The 20406-nt window shown below is 28.3% G+C and carries 23 protein-coding genes; 11 read left to right on the top strand and 12 right to left on the bottom strand.

Annotation, left to right across the window (positions count from 1 at the left end; all coding sequences use genetic code 11):
- Positions 1-81 precede the first annotated feature (81 nt).
- On the top strand, positions 82-831 hold the full coding sequence (locus ABJG40_RS08285) for a DeoR/GlpR family DNA-binding transcription regulator (RefSeq protein WP_348024113.1): 750 nt from the start codon (positions 82-84) through the stop codon (positions 829-831).
- 71 nt (positions 832-902) lie between these two features.
- The gene (locus ABJG40_RS08280; protein WP_348024112.1) at positions 903-2432 is read left to right on the top strand and encodes a family 10 glycosylhydrolase; all 1530 of its coding nucleotides are present in this window, start codon (positions 903-905) and stop codon (positions 2430-2432) included.
- 12 nt (positions 2433-2444) lie between these two features.
- Here the strand turns inward: ABJG40_RS08280 and ABJG40_RS08275 are convergent, their stop codons facing one another.
- Together ABJG40_RS08275 and ABJG40_RS08270 are read right to left on the bottom strand one after the other, a co-directional pair.
- On the bottom strand, positions 2445-3683 hold the full coding sequence (locus ABJG40_RS08275) for a glycosyltransferase (protein ID WP_348024111.1): 1239 nt from the start codon (positions 3681-3683) through the stop codon (positions 2445-2447).
- Positions 3684-4157, bottom strand: a complete 474-nt coding sequence (locus tag ABJG40_RS08270) for a heme-binding domain-containing protein (RefSeq protein ID WP_348024110.1) — start codon at positions 4155-4157, stop codon at positions 3684-3686.
- 135 nt (positions 4158-4292) lie between these two features.
- Between ABJG40_RS08270 and lpdA the strand changes: the two genes are divergently transcribed.
- Complete coding sequence (gene lpdA / locus ABJG40_RS08265; RefSeq protein WP_348024109.1) at positions 4293-5693, top strand: dihydrolipoyl dehydrogenase; 1401 nt, start codon at positions 4293-4295, stop codon at positions 5691-5693.
- Positions 5694-5735: 42 nt separating this feature from the next.
- On the opposite strand, the gene ABJG40_RS08260 is transcribed toward lpdA, so the two are convergent.
- A complete protein-coding gene (locus ABJG40_RS08260) occupies positions 5736-6347 on the bottom strand; it encodes a DUF4230 domain-containing protein (protein WP_348024108.1) in 612 nt (203 codons plus the stop codon).
- Between the two features lie 82 nt (positions 6348-6429).
- On the opposite strand from ABJG40_RS08260, the gene ABJG40_RS08255 reads away from it, so the two are divergent.
- The 8 genes from ABJG40_RS08255 to ABJG40_RS08220 all read left to right on the top strand — a co-directional run bounded on the left by ABJG40_RS08255 (position 6430) and on the right by ABJG40_RS08220 (position 16325).
- Positions 6430-7650 (top strand): acyloxyacyl hydrolase, encoded by a 1221-nt coding sequence (locus ABJG40_RS08255; protein WP_348024107.1) that lies wholly within the window; start codon positions 6430-6432, stop codon positions 7648-7650.
- Positions 7651-7696: 46 nt separating this feature from the next.
- On the top strand, positions 7697-9001 hold the full coding sequence (gene pabB / locus ABJG40_RS08250; protein WP_348024106.1) for an aminodeoxychorismate synthase component I: 1305 nt from the start codon (positions 7697-7699) through the stop codon (positions 8999-9001).
- 40 nt (positions 9002-9041) lie between these two features.
- On the top strand, positions 9042-10340 hold the full coding sequence (locus ABJG40_RS08245) for a serine hydrolase (protein ID WP_348024105.1): 1299 nt from the start codon (positions 9042-9044) through the stop codon (positions 10338-10340).
- 25 nt (positions 10341-10365) lie between these two features.
- Entirely contained in the window at positions 10366-10602 is a 237-nt protein-coding gene (locus ABJG40_RS08240; protein WP_348024104.1) for a hypothetical protein, read from the top strand.
- 21 nt (positions 10603-10623) lie between these two features.
- The gene (gene tilS / locus ABJG40_RS08235; protein WP_348024103.1) at positions 10624-11940 is read left to right on the top strand and encodes a tRNA lysidine(34) synthetase TilS; all 1317 of its coding nucleotides are present in this window, start codon (positions 10624-10626) and stop codon (positions 11938-11940) included.
- Positions 11941-11952: 12 nt separating this feature from the next.
- Complete coding sequence (locus ABJG40_RS08230) at positions 11953-13347, top strand: TlpA disulfide reductase family protein (protein ID WP_348024102.1); 1395 nt, start codon at positions 11953-11955, stop codon at positions 13345-13347.
- Between the two features lie 177 nt (positions 13348-13524).
- Positions 13525-16104, top strand: a complete 2580-nt coding sequence (locus ABJG40_RS08225; RefSeq protein ID WP_348024101.1) for a phosphoenolpyruvate carboxylase — start codon at positions 13525-13527, stop codon at positions 16102-16104.
- A gap of 98 nt (positions 16105-16202) precedes the next feature.
- Positions 16203-16325 carry a hypothetical protein gene (locus ABJG40_RS08220; RefSeq protein ID WP_348024124.1) on the top strand — a complete coding sequence of 41 codons (123 nt, stop codon included), beginning with the start codon at positions 16203-16205 and terminating at the stop codon, positions 16323-16325.
- A 56-nt stretch (positions 16326-16381) separates the two neighbouring features.
- On the opposite strand, the gene ABJG40_RS08215 is transcribed toward ABJG40_RS08220, so the two are convergent.
- The 9 genes from ABJG40_RS08215 to ABJG40_RS08175 all read right to left on the bottom strand — a co-directional run bounded on the left by ABJG40_RS08215 (position 16382) and on the right by ABJG40_RS08175 (position 20294).
- On the bottom strand, positions 16382-16561 hold the full coding sequence (locus ABJG40_RS08215; RefSeq protein WP_348024100.1) for a hypothetical protein: 180 nt from the start codon (positions 16559-16561) through the stop codon (positions 16382-16384).
- Positions 16562-16980: 419 nt separating this feature from the next.
- Positions 16981-17331 carry a hypothetical protein gene (locus ABJG40_RS08210; protein ID WP_348024099.1) on the bottom strand — a complete coding sequence of 117 codons (351 nt, stop codon included), beginning with the start codon at positions 17329-17331 and terminating at the stop codon, positions 16981-16983.
- Positions 17332-17393: 62 nt separating this feature from the next.
- Complete coding sequence (locus tag ABJG40_RS08205; protein ID WP_348024098.1) at positions 17394-17585, bottom strand: hypothetical protein; 192 nt, start codon at positions 17583-17585, stop codon at positions 17394-17396.
- Positions 17586-17686: 101 nt separating this feature from the next.
- A complete protein-coding gene (locus ABJG40_RS08200; RefSeq protein WP_348024097.1) occupies positions 17687-17854 on the bottom strand; it encodes a hypothetical protein in 168 nt (55 codons plus the stop codon).
- An 84-nt stretch (positions 17855-17938) separates the two neighbouring features.
- Positions 17939-19228 carry an HlyD family efflux transporter periplasmic adaptor subunit gene (locus ABJG40_RS08195; RefSeq protein ID WP_348024096.1) on the bottom strand — a complete coding sequence of 430 codons (1290 nt, stop codon included), beginning with the start codon at positions 19226-19228 and terminating at the stop codon, positions 17939-17941.
- Positions 19229-19341: 113 nt separating this feature from the next.
- Positions 19342-19491, bottom strand: a complete 150-nt coding sequence (locus tag ABJG40_RS08190; RefSeq protein ID WP_348024095.1) for a hypothetical protein — start codon at positions 19489-19491, stop codon at positions 19342-19344.
- A 51-nt stretch (positions 19492-19542) separates the two neighbouring features.
- Positions 19543-19740 (bottom strand): hypothetical protein, encoded by a 198-nt coding sequence (locus ABJG40_RS08185; protein ID WP_348024094.1) that lies wholly within the window; start codon positions 19738-19740, stop codon positions 19543-19545.
- Positions 19741-19750: 10 nt separating this feature from the next.
- Positions 19751-19924, bottom strand: coding sequence for a hypothetical protein (locus tag ABJG40_RS08180; protein WP_348024093.1), 174 nt, complete (start codon positions 19922-19924; stop codon positions 19751-19753).
- Between the two features lie 133 nt (positions 19925-20057).
- Complete coding sequence (locus ABJG40_RS08175) at positions 20058-20294, bottom strand: hypothetical protein (RefSeq protein ID WP_348024092.1); 237 nt, start codon at positions 20292-20294, stop codon at positions 20058-20060.
- Positions 20295-20406 lie beyond the last annotated feature (112 nt).

Raw genomic sequence — 20406 nt, 5'->3', positions numbered from 1 at the left:
AATTTGCAATATATATTTTTTAATAAAAAATTATTTGCATAATTCCTTAATAAAATCTTATTTTTGAAAAAATGAACTTTTATGAAGAAGAAAGAGAGACAGCAAAAAGTAGTAGATGAAGTAAGTATTAATAGACAGGTTAGCTCTAGTTTTTTATCCGAAAAATTAAATGTATCAGAAGACACTATAAGGAGAGATATAAAAGAATTAGACAAAAAAGGCTTATTAACTAAAGTTCACGGTGGTGCAATCTCTACAATGCAAAAACTCTATCATTACAATGAAGATGTAATTTACAAAAGAGAAGAAAAAGTGATCATTGCAAAAAAAGCAATTACATTAGTTGAAGACGGAATGGTTATTATAATGAGCGGAGGAACCACAAATTTAATGCTAGCTAAATTATTTCCTAAAACATTAAAAGCAACTATTTATACATATAGTTTACCAATTGCCATGCAACTAGCAGAACACCCAACTATTGAAACTATATTTATTGGTGGCAGAATACAAAGAAACGCAATGGTAACAACTGGCATTGATGTAATTCAATTTTTATCAAAAATAACTGCAAACCTTTGTTTTATTGGCGTAAGTGGATTTAGTTTAGAACAAGGAATTACAGGTGAAGGTTACGAAGTAGCTTTAGTAAAAAAACAGATGATTAACTCATCGGAACGCAACATTTATTTATCTACTTCAAACAAATTAAATATGAGACTTAATTACGATGTATGTAGTCTTAAGGAAATTGACATTGCCATTACCGACTTAGACGTAGATGACCCTATATTAAAACCTTATATCGATTCTGGTGTAACGTTAATTTAAATAAATTAACGTTACACCTCTACAATTAGTTAAAATCAGCTTTAAATTTAAACATTAAGAATTGTAAAAATATGATTTCTCTAAAAAGCTATTTTCAAAAAGAAATAAAATATTTAATTTTAATTACCGCATTTCTTTTAATTAATTGTAGTAAAAAAATATATACTCCTCAAATTAAAACAAACAAGACGCTGCCTATCGAAAGAGAATTTAGAGCTTCTTGGATAGCCTCTGTAGCAAACATAAATTGGCCCAGTAAACGTGGACTTTCTAGTGAACAGCAAAAAAAAGAAGCAATAACATTATTAAATCTTCTTAAAAAAAATAACTTTAACGCAGTCATACTACAAGTTAGACCCCAAGCTGATGCTTTATACAAAAGTAATTTAGAGCCTTGGTCTTATTATTTAACAGGTACTCAAGGAAAAGCGCCATCTCCTTATTATGATCCTTTAGAATTTTGGATTAAAGAAGCGCATAAAAGAGGTCTCGAACTACATGCTTGGCTAAACCCATATAGAGCACACCATACCGCAGGCGGAAAAATAACAAGAACATCTATTGCAAGTAAACACCCAGAATTAGCAGTAAAACTAGAAACTGGTTTTTGGTGGTTAGATCCTGGGAATAAAAAAACGCAAGATCATAGTTACAAAGTTGTCATGGACATTATTAAAAGATATAATGTTGATGGAATTCATTTTGATGATTATTTTTATCCTTACCCTTCTTACAACAACAATAAAAACTTTCCAGACGAAAAAAGTTGGAAAACCTACTTAAATTCTGGTGGAAATTTAAAAAGAAATGATTGGAGACGTCAAAATGTAAATGATTTTATACAAACGGTTTACATAAACATTAAAAAAGTAAAACCACATGTAAAATTCGGAATTAGTCCTTTTGGTTTTTGGCGACCAAATCACCCTTCATCAGTAACCTCTGGTTTTGACCAATACAATGAGCTTTACGCAGATGCAAAACTTTGGCTTAACGAAGGGTGGGTAGATTATTTCACCCCACAATTGTATTGGCCAATCAACAGGATAGATCTTAGTTTTCCTGTTTTGCTTAATTGGTGGAAACAAGAAAACAAAAAAAGAAGACATCTTTGGCCAGGGATGAATATTGGTAAGAAAAAAGGAAATGAAGCTATTGACGAAGTCATCAATCAAATTATGATTACAAAAGGGATGTTACCAAATTCTCCTGGAGCAGTTCATTGGAGTATTGCTCCTTTAATTAATTCTCCAGATCTTATTAAAGAAATCGCTAGCGGACCTTATAAAAATCAAGCACTTGTACCTAAATCTCCCTGGTTAAACCAAACTAAACCAGAAAAACCGACACTTAATTATTCTATAGAAAAAGATAGTTTATCAATAACCTGGACTCATAAAAGCATTGATAAAATAGCCAATTGGGTTATACATCATAAATATAACGATAAATGGAGTTATACCATTCATGGCAGATTTACAAATTCACAAAAAATTCCGTTAGTATCAGACAACTCTAAAGAAACATTAAATACAATTGCTATTTCTGCTATCGACAAATATGGAAACGAAAGTATTGTAGAAGAAATTCCTATTAAATAATTATAAAAATATCTACTTGTTTTTAGCTTCAATCCATTTACTCATATATTTTGTAGCTTGTAGGGTTTGATGTTGTAATAAACTTCCTAAAAAATTCTGAGTTCTGTGTTGTTCTAATTTTTCTTGAATCTCTTTTACTTTATTGATAAAAGGCAAACCTAAATTTTCTTTATTATAAATCTGATTGATGATTTCAACTCCATTTTTTTGAGAAGTTTTCCACAAATTTTCATCAGTATATAATTGAATGGCTTTTTTTGAAAAATCATTGTAATTATCAGTCACAAAACCATTCCAAGGTAAATTATTATACATTCCTTCTGCTCCAATTTTTGTTGTTACACTTGGCGTTCCGCAAACCATTGCTTCGGTTAATTTCCCTTTTATTCCTGCTCCAAAACGTAGCGGAGCTAAAACTGCTTTTGCATTATAAACCACCTCTTTTACATCTTCTGCAAAACCTTTAATGATAAAACCTTCTTTTTTATTATGTAACTGATTTATTTGTTGACTTGCATAAGCGCCATAAATGTAAAGTTCAGCATTTGGAAGTTGTTTTTTTACCAACCCCCAAATCTGTTTTTTTAGAGTTAAAACAGCATCAACATTTGGTTTATGATAAAAGTTACCAATAAATACAAAATGATTTCTTTCTTCAAAAGGCTTCCAACTTTCTATTTGATTTTCATCAATTTTATCTAATAAAAAAGGTAGGTAATAAAGAATGCTTTTATCAATTTTAAAAACAGATTTTAATAAATCCATTTCAAAAGTTGAAATAATCAAAGATAAATCGCATCGTAAAATAGCAGCAATTTCTCTTTTTGCATCATCAGATTTTAATAATGCTTCTGTTGTTAACTCTTCACTTTTTTTTAATTGTTGATGACGTATTTTTCTTAAAAAATGTAAATCTTCAGTATCTAAAATACGTATTGCTTTGGGGCAATTTTCTGCAACTCTCCAACCAAATTGTTCTTCCATCATAAAACGATCGAATAATACAGTTGTTGGTTGTAGATCTTTTATAAAATTATCAAAAGAAGAAGAATTTAATTGAATAGAAACTTCATCAATACCTAAAGATTTTAAACTATAAGTTTTATCACTTTTTTGAGATGGAGAAGCAAAAGTTATTTTAAAATCTTGCTGTAAAAACTGCTCAATTAATTGCAACATTCTACTACCAGCAGCAGAAGAATTAGGCTCTACCCAGACATAACCAATAATTAACAAGTGCTGTTTATTCAACTATTTAGAATTTATTTGTTGCTTATAATCTGCTTGTACTTTTTTACCCCAAGAAACTATTGCTTCAATTTGATCTTGTGTTAAATTAGCCTCAGAATGCGTCCAAGTATAAGAATTTAATGGCATTTCTCCTTTTTCAACTTCTTCATATAATTCATCCACTTTGTGCTCTTTTTTCTTTAAAGAATAATTATTCCAATTAGAAAAATTTAAATGCTTTTTACCATCCTTTATATGGTCTGCTAACCAATAATTAACTGGTGTAATATTGCTATACCAGGGGTATACAGTTTTATTAGAATGACAATCATAACAGCTTTCCTTTAAAATTTTATGTACATTTTCTGGCGGATTGGTTTCTGATATAAAAGTTTCTAAAGAAGTTAAAGAGCCTTCATTTTTATCTGGTCCAAAAAATTGCGAAATCAATAAAATAATAAGTAGTATTAGCAGTATTTTTTTAATAATTTTCATTGTGTAAGTTTTAAATTTTTCCAATTAGTAAAACTACTAAATTCTTACTTTATTCTGTGAAAATATCCGTATTTTTGTCAACTATCAATAAAAAACAAACCGAAAGGTTACATTATACGCAAAACTTAACCACAAATGAAATACGACATTATTGTAATTGGATCTGGTCCTGGAGGATACATTTCTGCTGTAAGAGCTTCTCAATTAGGAAAAAAAGTAGCAATTATCGAAAAATATCCGACGTTAGGAGGAACATGTTTAAATGTTGGTTGTATTCCATCTAAAGCTTTGTTAGATTCTTCGCATCATTTTTATGATGCTGTTCATCATTTTGAAGAACATGGAATTTCTATAGAAAAACCAACTTTCGATTTTAGTAAAATGATTGACAGAAAAGCAAAAGTTGTAGAAACTACAACTGGAGGAATTAAATACTTAATGGACAAAAACAAGATTGATGTTTATGAAGGTTTGGGTTCTTTTGAAGATGCCACACATGTAAAAGTTACTAAAAGTGATGGTTCTTCAGAAATTATTGAAGGAACAAATACAATTATAGCAACAGGTTCTAAACCATCTACTTTACCTTTTATTTCTTTAGACAAAGAGCGTGTAATTACGTCTACTGAAGCTTTAGAATTAAAAGAAGTACCAAAACATTTAATTGTTATTGGTGGTGGCGTTATTGGTTTAGAATTAGGGTCTGTGTATAAACGTTTAGGTGCACATGTTTCTGTGGTAGAATATGCTCCGAAAATTACACCAACTATGGATGCTGATGTTTCTAAAGAACTTACCAAAGTTTTAAAGAAACAAGGTATGAAAATTAATGTAAGTCATGGTGTAACTTCTGTTGAAAGAAATGGAGATGAAGTTATTGTAAAAGCTACCAATAAAAAAGGTGTAGAAGTTGAATTTAAAGGTGATTATTGTTTGGTTGCTGTTGGTAGAAAAGCATATACAGAAGGTTTAGGTTTAGAAAAAGTGGGTGTAGAAGTTAACGAACGTGGACAAGTTGATGTAAATGACCATTTACAAACAAATATTAAAAATATTTATGCAATTGGAGATGTTGTAAAAGGTGCAATGTTAGCACATAAAGCTGAAGAAGAAGGCGTTGTTGTTGCTGAATATTTGGCTGGAGAAAAACCACATATTGATTATAATTTAATTCCTGGAATTGTTTACACATGGCCAGAAGTTGCTGCAGTAGGAAAAACGGAACAAGAATTAAAAGATGCTGGAATTGATTACAAATCAGGTAAATTTTCTATGAGAGCTTTAGGTAGATCTCGTGCAAGTGGAGATATTGATGGTTTTGTAAAAGTTCTAGCAGATAAAAATACGGATGAAATTTTAGGAGTTCATATGGTGGGTGCAAGAGTTGCAGATTTAATTATGGAAGCTGCTGTTGCTATGGAATTTAGAGCTTCTGCAGAAGATTTAGCAAGAATTTGTCATGGTCACCCAACCTATTCTGAGGCTGTAAAAGAAGCTGCAAAAGCTGCTTGGGATGGAAAACCTTTAAATGCTTAAAAGTATTGAAAATATTTAATTTAAGAAATCTCGAAATAAATTTTATTTCGAGATTTTTTTATGCGCTTCAGTGGTTTCTAGTGCTGTATAATCTAATTTCCAGCCAATGGTTTCAACCAAACTTTCCATTAACAAAATAGCCTCTAAAGCTTCTTTATTTGCCAATTGAATTAAATTACTATCTGGTATTTTATTCAACACATGTTCTTTAGCTTCTTTATTTAAAATTGTTAAATCTTCTGTATCAAACTTGTTTAAATAACCATTTTGTATGTCGTAAAACTTTGTATCTGTTTCTATTGATAGTATTTCTGGGGCAGGAAATTCTGATAAAATAATTTGCTTTCTCTTAGTATCAGATTGTAATTTTATCTTTCTAAAATCGAAACCAATATGTGCTTTCGCGGTAATTAAAATAATTGCTTTTTTCTTACTTACAATGCTTCCCCAAAACTTTTCTTTGGTGTTTTCATGATGATAAATTTCAGAAAAATCTCCTTCAACAGTAATTAATTTTGATACTTTTCTAATTTTATCTAACAAAATAACCGATTGTTTTTCTGTTAAACTTTTTTTCTTTGATAAAGAGAATTTTTGAGAAATTAAATAAGAAACCCCTAAACCAACTACTAATCCTAAAATAATTAATTCCATAATGTAAATATACTATTGTCTAAATAAATACAACCTTTATGCCATTTCTTTTTCTTTTTAGAAAGTTTCTTATTTTTAGCACATGAAAAAAATTGCTACTGTATTTTTTACTTTCTTATTTTCTTTAAACTTACTCAGTCAAGAAAAAAATTACTCAAAATCTCAACCATCAGATTTTTTATCTAAAACTTATTACAGCATTAATTTTGGCGGTATTTTTTATCCTTTTTCTAATGATAATTTAATTGACGGTTATAAAACAGATTCTTACAGTAAAAATTCGTTTTCTGGAAGAATGTTGTTAGGATATAAAATTAAACCAAATTTAGCCATTCAATTTGGTACAATTAGACCCGCTTCTTGGTTTAAATACGACAATGTAAATAATATTGGTTACGACAGAAGTGTTTGGATAAATGCTTGGTCTTTATCTCTTAAACAAGAGATAAACTTAAATAAAAAGCTATCACTTTATGGTGAAGCTGGTATTGCAAATGTTACTAGAGTTGGGTTTTCTATAAATGATAAAGTAATTTATAATGATGCTCACTTTGGAAGTTTACTCTATGGTTTTGGCTTTAATTATAAATTAAATAATAAATTTAGATTGAATTTAAACGGAACATTTTTACCGGAATCAGAAAAAGAAAATCAGCCCTCTATTTCGCAAGTTTCATTTGGTTTTGAGTATCATCTTAATAAATTGTCCAAAGAAGTTGTTAAAAAACACGAAAATAACGGATATTTCTTTCCAAAAAATTTAATTCAAGTAAGTTACGGAACAAGTAAAATTGGTTTTGGAGTGAATCGTTTTTTTGGAATGAGTTTAAAAGTTGGTAATTTCGAAAGCTTTGGAATCCCAATTTTTTGGGTTGGTGAAGTAAAAGCTGCAAATACTTTTTCTGTTACCTATCAAAAATTAGCTTTTAGAACCGAAAAGATTTTTTCTTTAGATTGGGGAGTTAGTATTACAGCTTTTAATACAGAAGCAACTAATGAAAAAGTGTTGGCATTTTCTATTTTTCCTTCTATACGTTTTTATTTAATGAGAAAAAAAGGGTTTGATTTTTACGCAAATTATTCGTTAATAGGTCCTACTTACTTAACTGTAAAAAATATTGACAAACTAAATACAGGACCAAAAATTACCTTTCAAGACACCATGGGTTTTGGAGTTTTCTTCGGAAAAAAACGTAGTTATAATGCAGAACTTAGAATTATGCATTATTCTAACGGAAATAATTTCCCTCAAAACTCTGGAGTTGCAGTTCCAATTCAATTTACATTAGGAAAAACATTTTAAACTTCTTTAAGCTCTAACCAATAAGAATTGTATTTTTGGCACAAATATGCAAAGAACAATTCGTACTTTTTCTGTAGAAAACATTGTTGACTTTAAACACAATTTACTGTGTTGGTCTCAACAATTTGAAACTGTTATTTGGTTAGATTCTAACAACTATAAACAAAACTATTCTAGTTTTGATTGTGCATTGGCAGCAGATGATTTTACTTCAATTAAGACAGATTATTACAATGCTTTTGAAAAGTTAAAAGAATACCAAACCATTACAAAAGATTATATTTTTGGGTATATCACTTATGATGTTAAAAATGATATAGAACAACTTTCATCTAAAAATTTTGATGGATTAAATTTTCCAGATTTGTATTTCTTTCAACCAAAAAAACTTGTTTTTATTAAAGATAACAATGTTCAATTTCATTATTTAAAAATGGTAGATGATGAAATTGAAAGCGATTATACAGAAATAAAAAAATATAAAAATCAAGAAACTTCTAAAAAGATAGCATCAGATATTAAAATAAAACTAAGAGTTCATAAAGATGAATATCATTCTAAAATCAATAAAATATTAGAACATATTCATCAAGGAGATATTTATGAAACCAATTTTTGTCAGGAGTTTTATGCAGAAAATTCAACTATAAATCCTGTTCAAGTTTACAAACACCTCAACCAAATATCAGAACCACCTTTTGCTTCTTTCTTAAAATTAGACAATCAATATGCTTTGTGTGCATCACCAGAAAGATATATTAAAAAAGAAGGTACAAAAGTAATTTCTCAACCCATAAAAGGAACTGCCAAAAGATTAATTAGCGAATTTGATGATGCTAAAATTGCGAATGATTTAATGAGAGATGAAAAAGAACGTGCAGAAAATATAATGATTGTAGATTTAGTAAGAAACGACTTGTCTAAAACTGCAAAAATAGGAAGTGTAAAAGTAGAAGAATTATGTAAAGTATATTCTTTTAAGCAAGTACATCAATTAATTTCTACTGTCGTTTCTAATGTTGATGAAAACACACATCCAATAGATATTCTACAAAGTACTTTCCCTATGGGAAGTATGACTGGTGCACCTAAAGTTTCTGCCATGAAAATTATAGAAAATCTAGAAGAAACAAAACGAGGTTTGTACTCTGGTACAATTGGTTATTTTACTCCAGAAAACGACTTTGATTTTAACGTAATTATTAGAAGCATTTTATATAATGAAGCTAAAAAATATGTTTCTTATTCTGTTGGAGGTGCAATTACTGCTAAATCGGTTGTAGAAAAAGAATACGAAGAATGTTTGTTAAAAGCAAAGGCAATGAAATATGTTTTACAAAATTATAATTAAATTAGATTTTTCTTTACATCTTTATAAAATTAAAATGTTAATGCCCAAGCATAAATACACGCTGTTTGTAATTATATTTATTTCTAGTTTTACAATTTCGCAAAACAAGAAACTTTCATACGGAAATCCGTCTGAAGTAAATATAGATTCTCTTTACATACACACAAAAGTAGATTCTATTATAAATTTAGGTATACAAAAAGAAGCATTTCCTGGGGCTCGAATATTAGTCGCAAAAAACCACAAAATCATTTTTGATAAAGCTTACGGTTACCATACATATGATAGTTTACAAAAAGTAAATTTAGATGATATTTATGATTTAGCTTCGGTAACAAAAATTATTGGTCCGTTACCTGCTTTAATGAAATTACATAGCGAAGGTAAATTAGATTTAGATAACCCTTTTAGTGATTATTGGAAACCTTGGAAAAAAAGAAAGGATAAAAAAGACTTAACCATTAGAGAGGTTTTAGCTCATCAAGCAGGCTTGAATCCTTACATCGTTTTTTTGAATGAAGTTTACAAAAAGAACGGAAAACTTAAAAAGCGTTTTATTAAAAAGAAAGCAAGTAAAAGGTTTAAAAATGAAGCTTATGACAGCTTTTTTGTAAAAAACCGATTCAAAAACAAAGTATTTAGACAAATTAATAGATATAAAGTTTCTGATATAAAAAAATATAAATATTCTGGTTTAAGCTTTTTAATTTATCCTGACTTAATATCACAAATTACAAAAAAAAGATATACAAATTATCTACAAAAAAACTTCTACTCACCTATAGATGCAAATACTTTAGGTTACAGACCAAAAGATAAAAACTTCAAAAACTTTATTGTCCCTACAGAAATAGATACTATTTTTAGAAAAGGATTGACTAAAAACTGGGTTCATGATGAAAATGCAGCACTTTTAGGAGGTATTTCTGGTAATGCAGGTTTGTTTGGCACAGCTTTAGATTTAGCAAAAGTGATGCAGATGTACGCCAATTATGGTATTTACGATGGAAAAAGATATATTTCGGAAAATACTTTAAGGGAATTTACAAAAATTCAGTATCCAGAAAATGAAAACAGAAGAGGTCTTGGATTTGACAAACCTATGATTGGGAATTCTAAATTATCTATAAAAGAAGCGTATCCTGCACCAGAAGTAAGTCCAGAAAGTTTTGGCCATAGTGGTTTTACAGGTACCTTTGTTTGGGCAGATCCTAAAAATGATTTGATTTTTATTTTCTTATCAAACAGGGTTTATCCTAACAGAAATCATAGAAATATTTACAACTTAAATATTAGACCTAAATTGCAACAGGTTTTCTATAAAGCTATAAAAGATTAAAAACAGATTTATTTATATTTACTAAATGATAATTGATCAAGAAGAAAAATTTAAAAAAACTTTAGAAAGTTTAGACGAAAAACCGAATGAACAAAATATGTTCAATACATTTTTAGATTTATATCCGACAGAATGGAAACAACTAAAAATTACATTTTCTAAATTTAATAGAAGTAAACAATTTGGTAAAACAATACCATTGCCTAAACCAGAAGTTTCTTTAAGAAAAGAAATTAGAACTTGGTTAAGAAAACAAGTTTAATTTACATTTTTAAGTATAAAAATGCTACAGAAATTATCAAATCACATTATAAATAATCTTCCTTTTTTAAAGGATAAAAAACTCTTAATAGCCATTTCTGGCGGAGTAGATTCTGTGGTTTTAACACATCTTTTATCTTCTTTAAATTTTGATATTTCTTTAGCGCATTGCAACTTTAATTTAAGACCAACAGCATGTGATTTAGATGAAGATTTTGTAAAAAAATTAGCAGAAAAATTAAATATTCCTGTTTTTACAACTCATTTTAACACTACAGAATTTGCCAAAGAAAACAAGCAATCTACACAAATAGCTGCTAGAAATTTGCGTTACAATTGGTTTAATCAATTAATAGCGCAACATCAATTTAATTACTTATTAACGGCACATCACGCAGATGATAATTTAGAAACATTTTTAATCAACCTAACTAGAGGAAGTGGATTAGAAGGTTTTACTGGAATTCCAGAAATTAACGGAAACATTATTCGACCGTTATTACCTTTTTCTAGAGAAGATATTTTGGCTTTTGCTAAAAACAATACTATTGATTGGAGAGAAGACAAAAGTAATGCCTCTACAAAATACACAAGAAATAAAGTTAGACATCTTATTGTACCTATTTTAAAAGAAATCAATCCTAGTTTATTAGAAACTTTTGCAAATACAACCGCTCATTTAAAAGAGAGTCAGCAAATTATTGAAGATAAAATTAGCGATATTTCTAAAGAAATAATTTCTTCTGAAAAAGACATTATAAAGTTACATATTAAAGAAATAGAAGAATTATCAAACCCAAAAGCTTATTTATATCAACTTTTAAAAGAGTATAATTTTACAGAATGGAATGATGTTTATCAATTACTTTCTGCTCAATCTGGTAAACAAATTCACTCTAAAACACATGTTTTATTAAAAGACAGAAACTTTCTTATTTTAACTAAAGAAAAAAAAGTTGATGTTAAAGAAGAGTCTTTTCTTATTAAAGAAAGTCAAACAGAAATTACAAAGCCTATTCATTTAAAAATTGAAGAAGTAGCAGAAAAATCAACAAAAAATAAACAAATTATTTATGTTGATAAACAAAGTTTAGATTTTCCGCTAAGACTAAGAAAATGGAAAAATGGTGATTTCTTTTATCCAGTAGGAATGACAGGAAAAAAGAAGTTGAGCAAATATTTTAAGGACGAAAAATTTTCGCTTTTAGAAAAAAAAAATACGTGGCTACTTTGTTCTAAGAATGATGATATTATTTGGGTAGTTAACCATAGAAAAGACAATCGTTTTCATCAAAAAAAATCAAAAAGCAACTTTTTAAAAATCACAATAAAACCTTAAACCCTCATAATCATGAAAAAATTATTACTCTTAATTGCCTTTACATCAATCATCTCTTGTAAACCTAAAGTTAAAAAAGCTGTAGATTACGCCATTGTTTCTGGTAAAATAGAAAATACAGATGCTAAAAAAATCACATTTTATAGTCAATTTGATAGGTCTAAAAGTATTGAAATAAACATAACAGAAGATGGTTCTTTTAAAGATACTTTAAGAATGCCTGCAAAATTTTATACTTTACGAGAAAACAACAACTTTATAGAACTTTACACTCCAAAAGGAGCTGATCTAAAAATTGAATACAACTCAAAAAAGAAAGATTCTACAATACAATTTTTAGGTAGTGAAAGTATTATTAATAGATATTTATTAGATAAATCTAAAAATATAGATTCTATAAGTATTGATCAAGATAAACTGTACATAAAAGATGAAGAAGATTTTAAAGCTTCTATTCTAAAAATTAAAACAAGTAAAGAGAATCTATTAGCTAAAACAAAAGGTATTTCTAAAGAATTTAAAAAAAACGAACTTAAAAATATCAATTACAACTATTTATATTACTTAAACAGATACCCTAGTTATTATGCACATTATAGTAAAAATAAAGATTTTAAAGCATCAGAAAATCTCTTAGATGAATTAAAGAACCTCGATTTAGATAATGTAAATGATTTTATTTTTTCTACAAGTTATAGAGCTCTCGTTCGCTCTAAATACAAAGAATTAGTAGCATCTGAATTCAATACAAAAACAAACAAAGACTCTATTCCTTTTGATATTTTATATTTAAAAACATTAGCTAAAATTAAAAACACTAAAATTAAAAACAAGTTATTGTTTGACGATGCGAAATACGGAATTACTTATACAAATCATTTAGAAGAATATTTTTCGCTTTTTTCTGCAAATTCTACAAACGAAGAAAACAATAAAACAATAATTGCTTCTTATAATAAATTAAAGGTTTTAGCAAAAGGAAAACCCTCTCCTAAATTTATAGATTATGAGAACAATACAGGCGGAACAACTTCTTTAGATGATTTAAAAGGAAAATATTTATATTTAGATATTTGGGCAACTTGGTGTGCACCTTGTATTGCAGAAATACCTTCCTTAAAGAAACTAGAAAAAGAATACCATGATAAAAATATTGAGTTTATAAGCATTTCTATTGATAAAGTAAAAGATCATGAAAAATGGAAAAAAATGATTATTGATAAAGAATTAAAAGGAATACAATTATTTGCTGATAACAATTGGGAATCTCAATTTATAGAAGAATACCTAATAAAAGGTATTCCGCGTTTTATATTAATAGACCCAAATGGTAATATTGTTAACGCAAACGCACCAAGACCTTCTAGCAAAAAATTAGTTACAACTTTAAAGTCTTTAAATTTATAAATTAAACAATGCTCAAAAACAAAGATAAAATCAATAGTTGATTACAAAAAATACTATATTACTAAATAATAACATAATTTATATCGTTTTCGTAAATAAAATAAGAAATTTTTCTTAAAAAGGTAGGTTTTATCCTTTTGCTTTTTTGTAATTTTATTCCGTAAAAACCAATATACAATGAACAACTTACCTAAGTTAGAACGATTTAATGAAAACGTACTGTCTAAATATCAAATTTATAACAGTATTTTTACAACACTTCCTTTTGATACTATTGACGATACTGGAGTACTCTTACCTCTGTTACACAAAGTATGTGACAAAGGTTTTAAATTAGGAAAAAATCCTACAGAAATTGTAGAACATTTTTTTAAAAAATATCAAGAAGAACCAACTGAAAAAGAAAAAACAGATTTACTGTTTCGTTTCATACAATTTATAGAACGCCAGGTAGTATTATTTGATGCAATAGAAGATGCTGCTTTTCCTGTTGTAAACAATATGGATGGTTTTGGTACTCTTAGAAACTCTAAAGAAGTTGCTGCTCTTAGTAATAAAAAAGACGAATTAAAAGCACATTTAGAAGATTTTAAAGTTCGTATTGTATTAACTGCACATCCAACACAATTTTACCCTGGTTCTGTTTTAGGAATTATTACAGATTTAGACCAAGCCATTCAAAATGATGATTTATTATTAATTAAAAAATTACTGGCTCAACTAGGTAAAACTCCATTTTACAAAAAAGAAAAACCATCTCCATTTGATGAAGCTGTTAGTTTAGTTTGGTACTTAGAGCATGTATTTTATCACTCAATACCAAAAATTTACAATTACATACAACATCATATTTATGATGGTAAACCAATAGATAATGAAATTATTGATCTTGGTTTTTGGCCTGGTGGAGATAGAGATGGAAACCCATTTGTTACTACTAAAATTACTTTAGATGTTGCAGAAAGATTGCGTCAAACAATTTTAAGAGTTTATTACAGAGATGTAAGACGTTTAAAAAGACGTTTCACTTTTGATGGAGTTAATGAAATTTTAGCGCGTTTAGAAAAGAGGTTGTATAAGCATGTAGTAAGAAGTTATGCAAAAGTAAATTTCTCTCAAAAAATTCTTTTAGATGAATTATATGCTGCAAGAGAAATAATTGTAAACAAGCACCAAGGATTGTTTGTAGAAGAATTAAATGACTTTATTAATAAAGTAAGAATTTTCGGATTCCATTTTGCAACTTTAGATATTAGACAAGATAGTAGAGTTCATCACAAAGCATTTACACAAATTGTAGAAGACCTGTTAAAAACAGGAGACACTACTTTTCCAAAAAACTATCTAAACCTTTCTCAAGAAGAACAAGTTGAGATTTTATCTGTTGTTAAAGGAAAAATAGACCCAAGTATTTTAACAGACGAAACTTCTGTTAAAACCATAGAATCTATTTATGCTTTAAAAGAAATTCAACAAAGAAATGGAGAGCGTGGTGCAAATCGTTACATTATTAGCAACAACCAAACTGCGTTAAACGTTATGGAAACATTTGCAATGCTAAACTTATGTGATTTTGAAAATGAATTACCTGTAGATGTAATTCCTCTTTTTGAAACTGTAGAAGATTTAGAAAATGCAGAAGACGTTATGCGAACTTTATATTCTAATAAAACCTATAGATACCATTTATCTAAAAGAAAAGACAAACAAACCATTATGTTAGGTTTTTCTGATGGAACTAAAGATGGTGGTTACTTAATGGCAAACTGGGGTATTTTTAAAGCAAAAGAAGCTTTAACAAGAATTTCTAGAGAATTTGATATTGAAGTAATTTTCTTTGACGGACGTGGAGGACCACCTGCACGTGGAGGAGGAAAATCTCATCAATTTTATGCTTCATTAGGACCTACTATAGAAGACAAAGAAATTCAATTAACAATACAAGGACAAACTATTAGTTCTAATTTTGGTACAAAAAACTCATCTCAATATAACTTAGAGCAATTAATAAGTTCTGGTATTAAAAATGATGTTTTTACTAAAGACCAATTAAACGATAAGCATAGAGAATTAATAAATGACATGGCTAACACAAGTTATCAAACTTATGTAAACTTTAAAAATCATCCTCAATTTTTACCGTATTTAGAAAAAATGAGTACGTTAAAATATTATGCAAAAACCAATATTGGTAGTAGACCAAGTAAACGTTCTAATTCTGATACTTTAGATTTTTCTGCTCTTAGAGCAATTCCTTTTGTAGGAAGTTGGAGCCAGTTAAAACAAAACGTTCCTGGTTTTTTTGGTGTGGGTACAGCTCTTAAAAAATATGAAGATGCAGGTAGGTTTGAAGAGGTTAAAGATTTTTATAATAATTCTGATTTCTTTAGAACTTTGTTAGAAAACAGTATGATGAGTTTAACAAAATCTTTCTTTGGTTTAACTTCTTATATGGCTGATGATCCTGAATTTGGAGAGTTTTGGAAATTAATTTTTGCCGAATATGAAACAACTAAAAGATTACTTTTAAAACTTACTGGACATTCTGAATTAATGGAAAATTTCCCTGTAGGAAAAGCATCTATAGAAATAAGAGAACGAATAGTATTACCTTTATTAACAATACAACAGTTTGCGCTAAAGAAAATTCAAGAACTTCAAAAAACTGAAGGTAACACAGAAGAGATTGAAGTTTATGAAAAAATGGTTATGCGTTCTCTTTTTGGAAATATTAACGCAAGTAGAAACTCTGCTTAAAATTTTATCTAAACTTATTTATATATTAAAATGCAATCAATCTTTTGGTTGCATTTTTTTATTCGTTAAGATTCTTTATCTTTAGAAAAAAGAAAAAAATGCTAGTAAAAGTCTATGGTTCTGCCGTTTTTGGTATAGAAGCCACTACAATTACTGTGGAAGTAAATATTGATAAACGTTCTTTATTTATTGATATAAACCTAAGTAGAAACTCTGGATAATATTAAGATAAGGAGAGTCAAAACTCTCCTTATTTAACTATTTTAAATAAATAATCTTAACCACAAACATTAAGCCAGTCAAAAGTTGTCATACATTCACCCTCACAACAACCTAATCCAGGAGAACAGTCTGAATTAGCTGAGCAAAATTCAGGTGAATGACCTCCTTTACCTGTTATTTCTTTTTGCTCTTCTTTACTTAAAGCTTTCCCTAAATTTAAAATTGATTTTTTCATAATTAAAAAATTTAAATATTTATTAAAACTGTAATCATTTTAAGACACTTACAGCTTGTGTCTATTCTTCGCGAAAGAATATTTTTATTTTATTATATTTTTAGTTGATAAAAGAACCGTTCTATCAAGCGTAAATCTTCAGGTACAATATCTGCAATTCCCCTCATCTCTTGTCTAAACTCAATTGTTTTATTATAAGAAGTTGTTAATTTGTCCGGTAGCTCTACATCAATTAAATAATTGCCATCTTGATTTTGAATTAAAGAAATAGAATTTATTTTCCCATTTAATTCACCATATTCGTCAGATGGATAGTTTGCTAGCTTTATTTGTACTTTTTACCCTTTCTTAATTTTACCAGAATTAGCTGCAGGTGCTATAATTTTTCATTAGAAATGAAAAATTATTACGATTTACTGTTATAGAATATCAATTACATTTTTGAGTAATAAAACATCTTGATATATAGATGAATTTTCTAATACAGCAAGTGTTTGGTTTGTGCTAACTTTTTCTCTATCATTTACTAAAATAGGATCAAACCTACCCGTTAAATTTGCAAATAATTTTTCTGGAAGATTTACAGTGGTTCTCATTACCTCTGTTGTAATAACATCTGGATATTTGATAAACCAAGTAATAAATAACAACATTATAATTAATAGAAAAAATAGTGTATTTCCCCAACGAATCATCCAATGGGGAACAAAACTTAATATCTCTTGAACTTCTTCACTACGTAATTGTATGTTTTTAATTTCTTCTGGCATTTATAAAGGTGAATTAAAAAAGAGGAAGAAAACTCCCTCTTTATTTTTGTATTATCTTATGATTAAAAACAGCTATTTATAACTCTGCTTTTGCAGTATTGAGATAATTGATTGTACTCTTCACAAGTACCACACGTCACTAAAGGGTTAGCTTCACCATAGCATAAATATGGTGTAAAACAATCTCCTCCATTAATAGATTTTTGCTCTGCTTTATTTAAAGCTTTCCCTAAATTTAAAATCTGTTTTTTCATAATTAAAATTTTTAACAAACTATCCCTAGGTAGAATCTCGAGGAATTCTATTGATTAAATAATTGAATAATTTTTACACCAGAAATTTGTTATCTAATTTTCTATTCTGGACAAGGTGAAGTTTCTATAGTGCAAAATGAAAACCTAGACCAACAATTACATATACCATCATTACACCATTCAACACATTCTAATCCTTCTCCTCCATTAATACTTTTCTGTTCTACTTTACTTAAAGCTTTCCCTAAATTTAAAATTGATTTTTTCATAATTAAAAAATTTAAATATTTATTAAAACTGCAATCATTTTAAGACACTTACAGCTTGTGTCTATTCTTCGCGAAAGAATATTTTTATTTTATTATATTTTTTAGTTGATAAAAGAAACGTTCTATCAAGCGTAAATCTTCTGTTACAATGTTTGCTGTACCTTTCATTTCTTGTCTAAAATCTATTTCTCTATCATACGTTGTAATTAATTTTTTTGATAATGCCACATCTATTAAATAATTACCTTCTTGATTTGGAACTAAAGAAATTAATTTCACCTCTCCATTTAACTCTCCATATTCATCTGAGGGGTAATTTGCTAACTGTATTTGTACTTTCTGTCCTATTTTTATTTTCCCTGAATTTGCTGCTGGAGCTACTATCTTACCTATAAATGAATCTTTATTATCTGGAATTATTGTAAAAACTAAGTCTCCAGGTTTTACAGTTTGATTTTTATTCCAATAAGATAAAAAAGAGACTTTACCGCTTATTGATGATTTTAATAAAAATTGCTTTTCCCAATCTATTATCGCTTTCTTCAATTGATAAAAAGATTGAACCGTTCTTTTAAGAAGCCTACTTTCTTGCTGTGTTTTTTCTATAGAAGTTCCTCGTAAAACTTTATTAGAATTACTTATTAATTCTCTTATTTGAGAAATAGAGCTTTCTAAACTTTTAAAGCCTTTTTTTACCTGTAAAAAATCTATTTGTTTTTGTTCAAAATCTTTTGCCGAAATAACTCCTTTATCAAACAAGCTTTTTTGTCTTTCTAAATCTTTTTCTTTAAAACTTAATTCTTTTAAATTAAGCTCTTTCTGTGAATTTAAGATCTGTAATCTTCCTCTCGCCTCTATTAGTGATAACTGATTTGCTGATGATTGATTTTGAAAAGGATTTAACTTTTTATTTAATATATATTCTGAATAGTTATTTTCAAACTCATTAAAACTATTAAAAATACTCCCTAAGATTAATGGTGGTAATTCATTTATTGGAAATGAAAAATTATTTCTATTTACAGTAAATGTATCTAGTACTCTTTTTAATAAAAAAACATCTTTATAAAGTGCCGAATTTTCAATGATAGCAAGACCTTTATTTGTCTTTACTGAATCTCCATCTTTTACCAAAATAGCATCAAACTTTCCTGGTGAATTTGCATAAACTTTTTCTGGTGGATTTATTGTTGTAATCATTACTTGTGATGCTATTACATCTGGGTATTTTACAAACCAAGTAATAAACAACAACATAATAATTAATAACAGAAACAACGTATTTCCCCAACGAATCATCCAATTAGGTACATAACTTAATATCTCCTGTACCTCTTCACTGCGTATCTCTATATCTTGATTTTCTTGTGGCATAAAATTTAATTTTTAAGAAGGTGCTATATATATAACACCTTCATTAATTTTAATTTCAGATTAAGGTTAGTCTACAAGTAAATTCTTAACCAAAAATTATATCTCTTGTTTGCTTATAAACATGCCCATCCATGACAAAATAAACCATCTGGACAGTAACTATTAGTATTACAAAAAGGAGAATAATCACCTCCATTAACTTCTTTTTGTTCAGCTTTATTTAAAGCCTTGAACTGTATAAAGGCACCCAAGGTTTGTATCAATTGATAAAATAAACAGAGACACTCTTGTATCTCTGTTTTTTGTTAATAAAATTAATCGCAACTAGGAGAAAAAAAATCAATAGCAAAGCACGTTGCTTCTACTGCATCATAATAGCAATCACATGGACAATCTGGCCCACCATAGTAGAAATCTGATGAACAAACTGTTCTACTTGTTCCTCCAAGAATTCTTTTTTGCTCAACTTTATTTAGAGCTTTTCCTAAATTTAAAATTTGTTTTCTCCTCATAATTCCTTTATTAAAAACCAACACATGCAGCAGGACCTCCTGGATTTAAATCATTAACACATTCATTACAATCCTCAACAGGGTAACTACCAAAGCCAGGAACAATACATGTTTTACCTCCATTAATTTGTAGTTGTTCAGCTCTATTCAAAGCTTTTCCTAAATTTAAAATTTGTTTTTTCATAATTAAAAATTAAAATATTTATTAAAGCTGCAATCATTTTAAGACACTTGCAGATTATGTCTATTCTTCGCGAAAGAATAAAATCTCATTTTTCTTTTTTTGAATTTTAATTCCCAAAACAGGAGTTAATTTTTTAGTAAAACCAAAAACCATCTCCACTTCCAGTACAAGCTGCCAAATAACCGTTTATAGTACATTTAGTTCCGCTTTCCTGTCCAATACAAGCTTCTGAATGACCAAGATTCCAATGACCTCCAACTCCAGTTCCCGCACATATTTGTATAGGAATTCCTACAGGCCCACCTCCATTAATTTGTTTTTGCTCTGCTTTGTTTAAAGCCTTTCCTAAATTTAAAATTTGTTTTTTCATAATTAAAAAATTTATTGTTTATTAAAGCCGCAATCGTTTTAAGACATTTGCAGTTTATGTCTATTCTTCGCGAAAGAAATACTTTTAGATTCCTGCTTTTGCAGGAATGACA

The sequence above is a fragment of the Polaribacter sp. genome (assembly GCF_039939415.1).
Classification (GTDB): domain Bacteria; phylum Bacteroidota; class Bacteroidia; order Flavobacteriales; family Flavobacteriaceae; genus Polaribacter.
The sequence above is the reverse complement of the archived record's forward strand: the minus strand, read 5'-3'. Positions and strand labels throughout refer to the sequence as shown.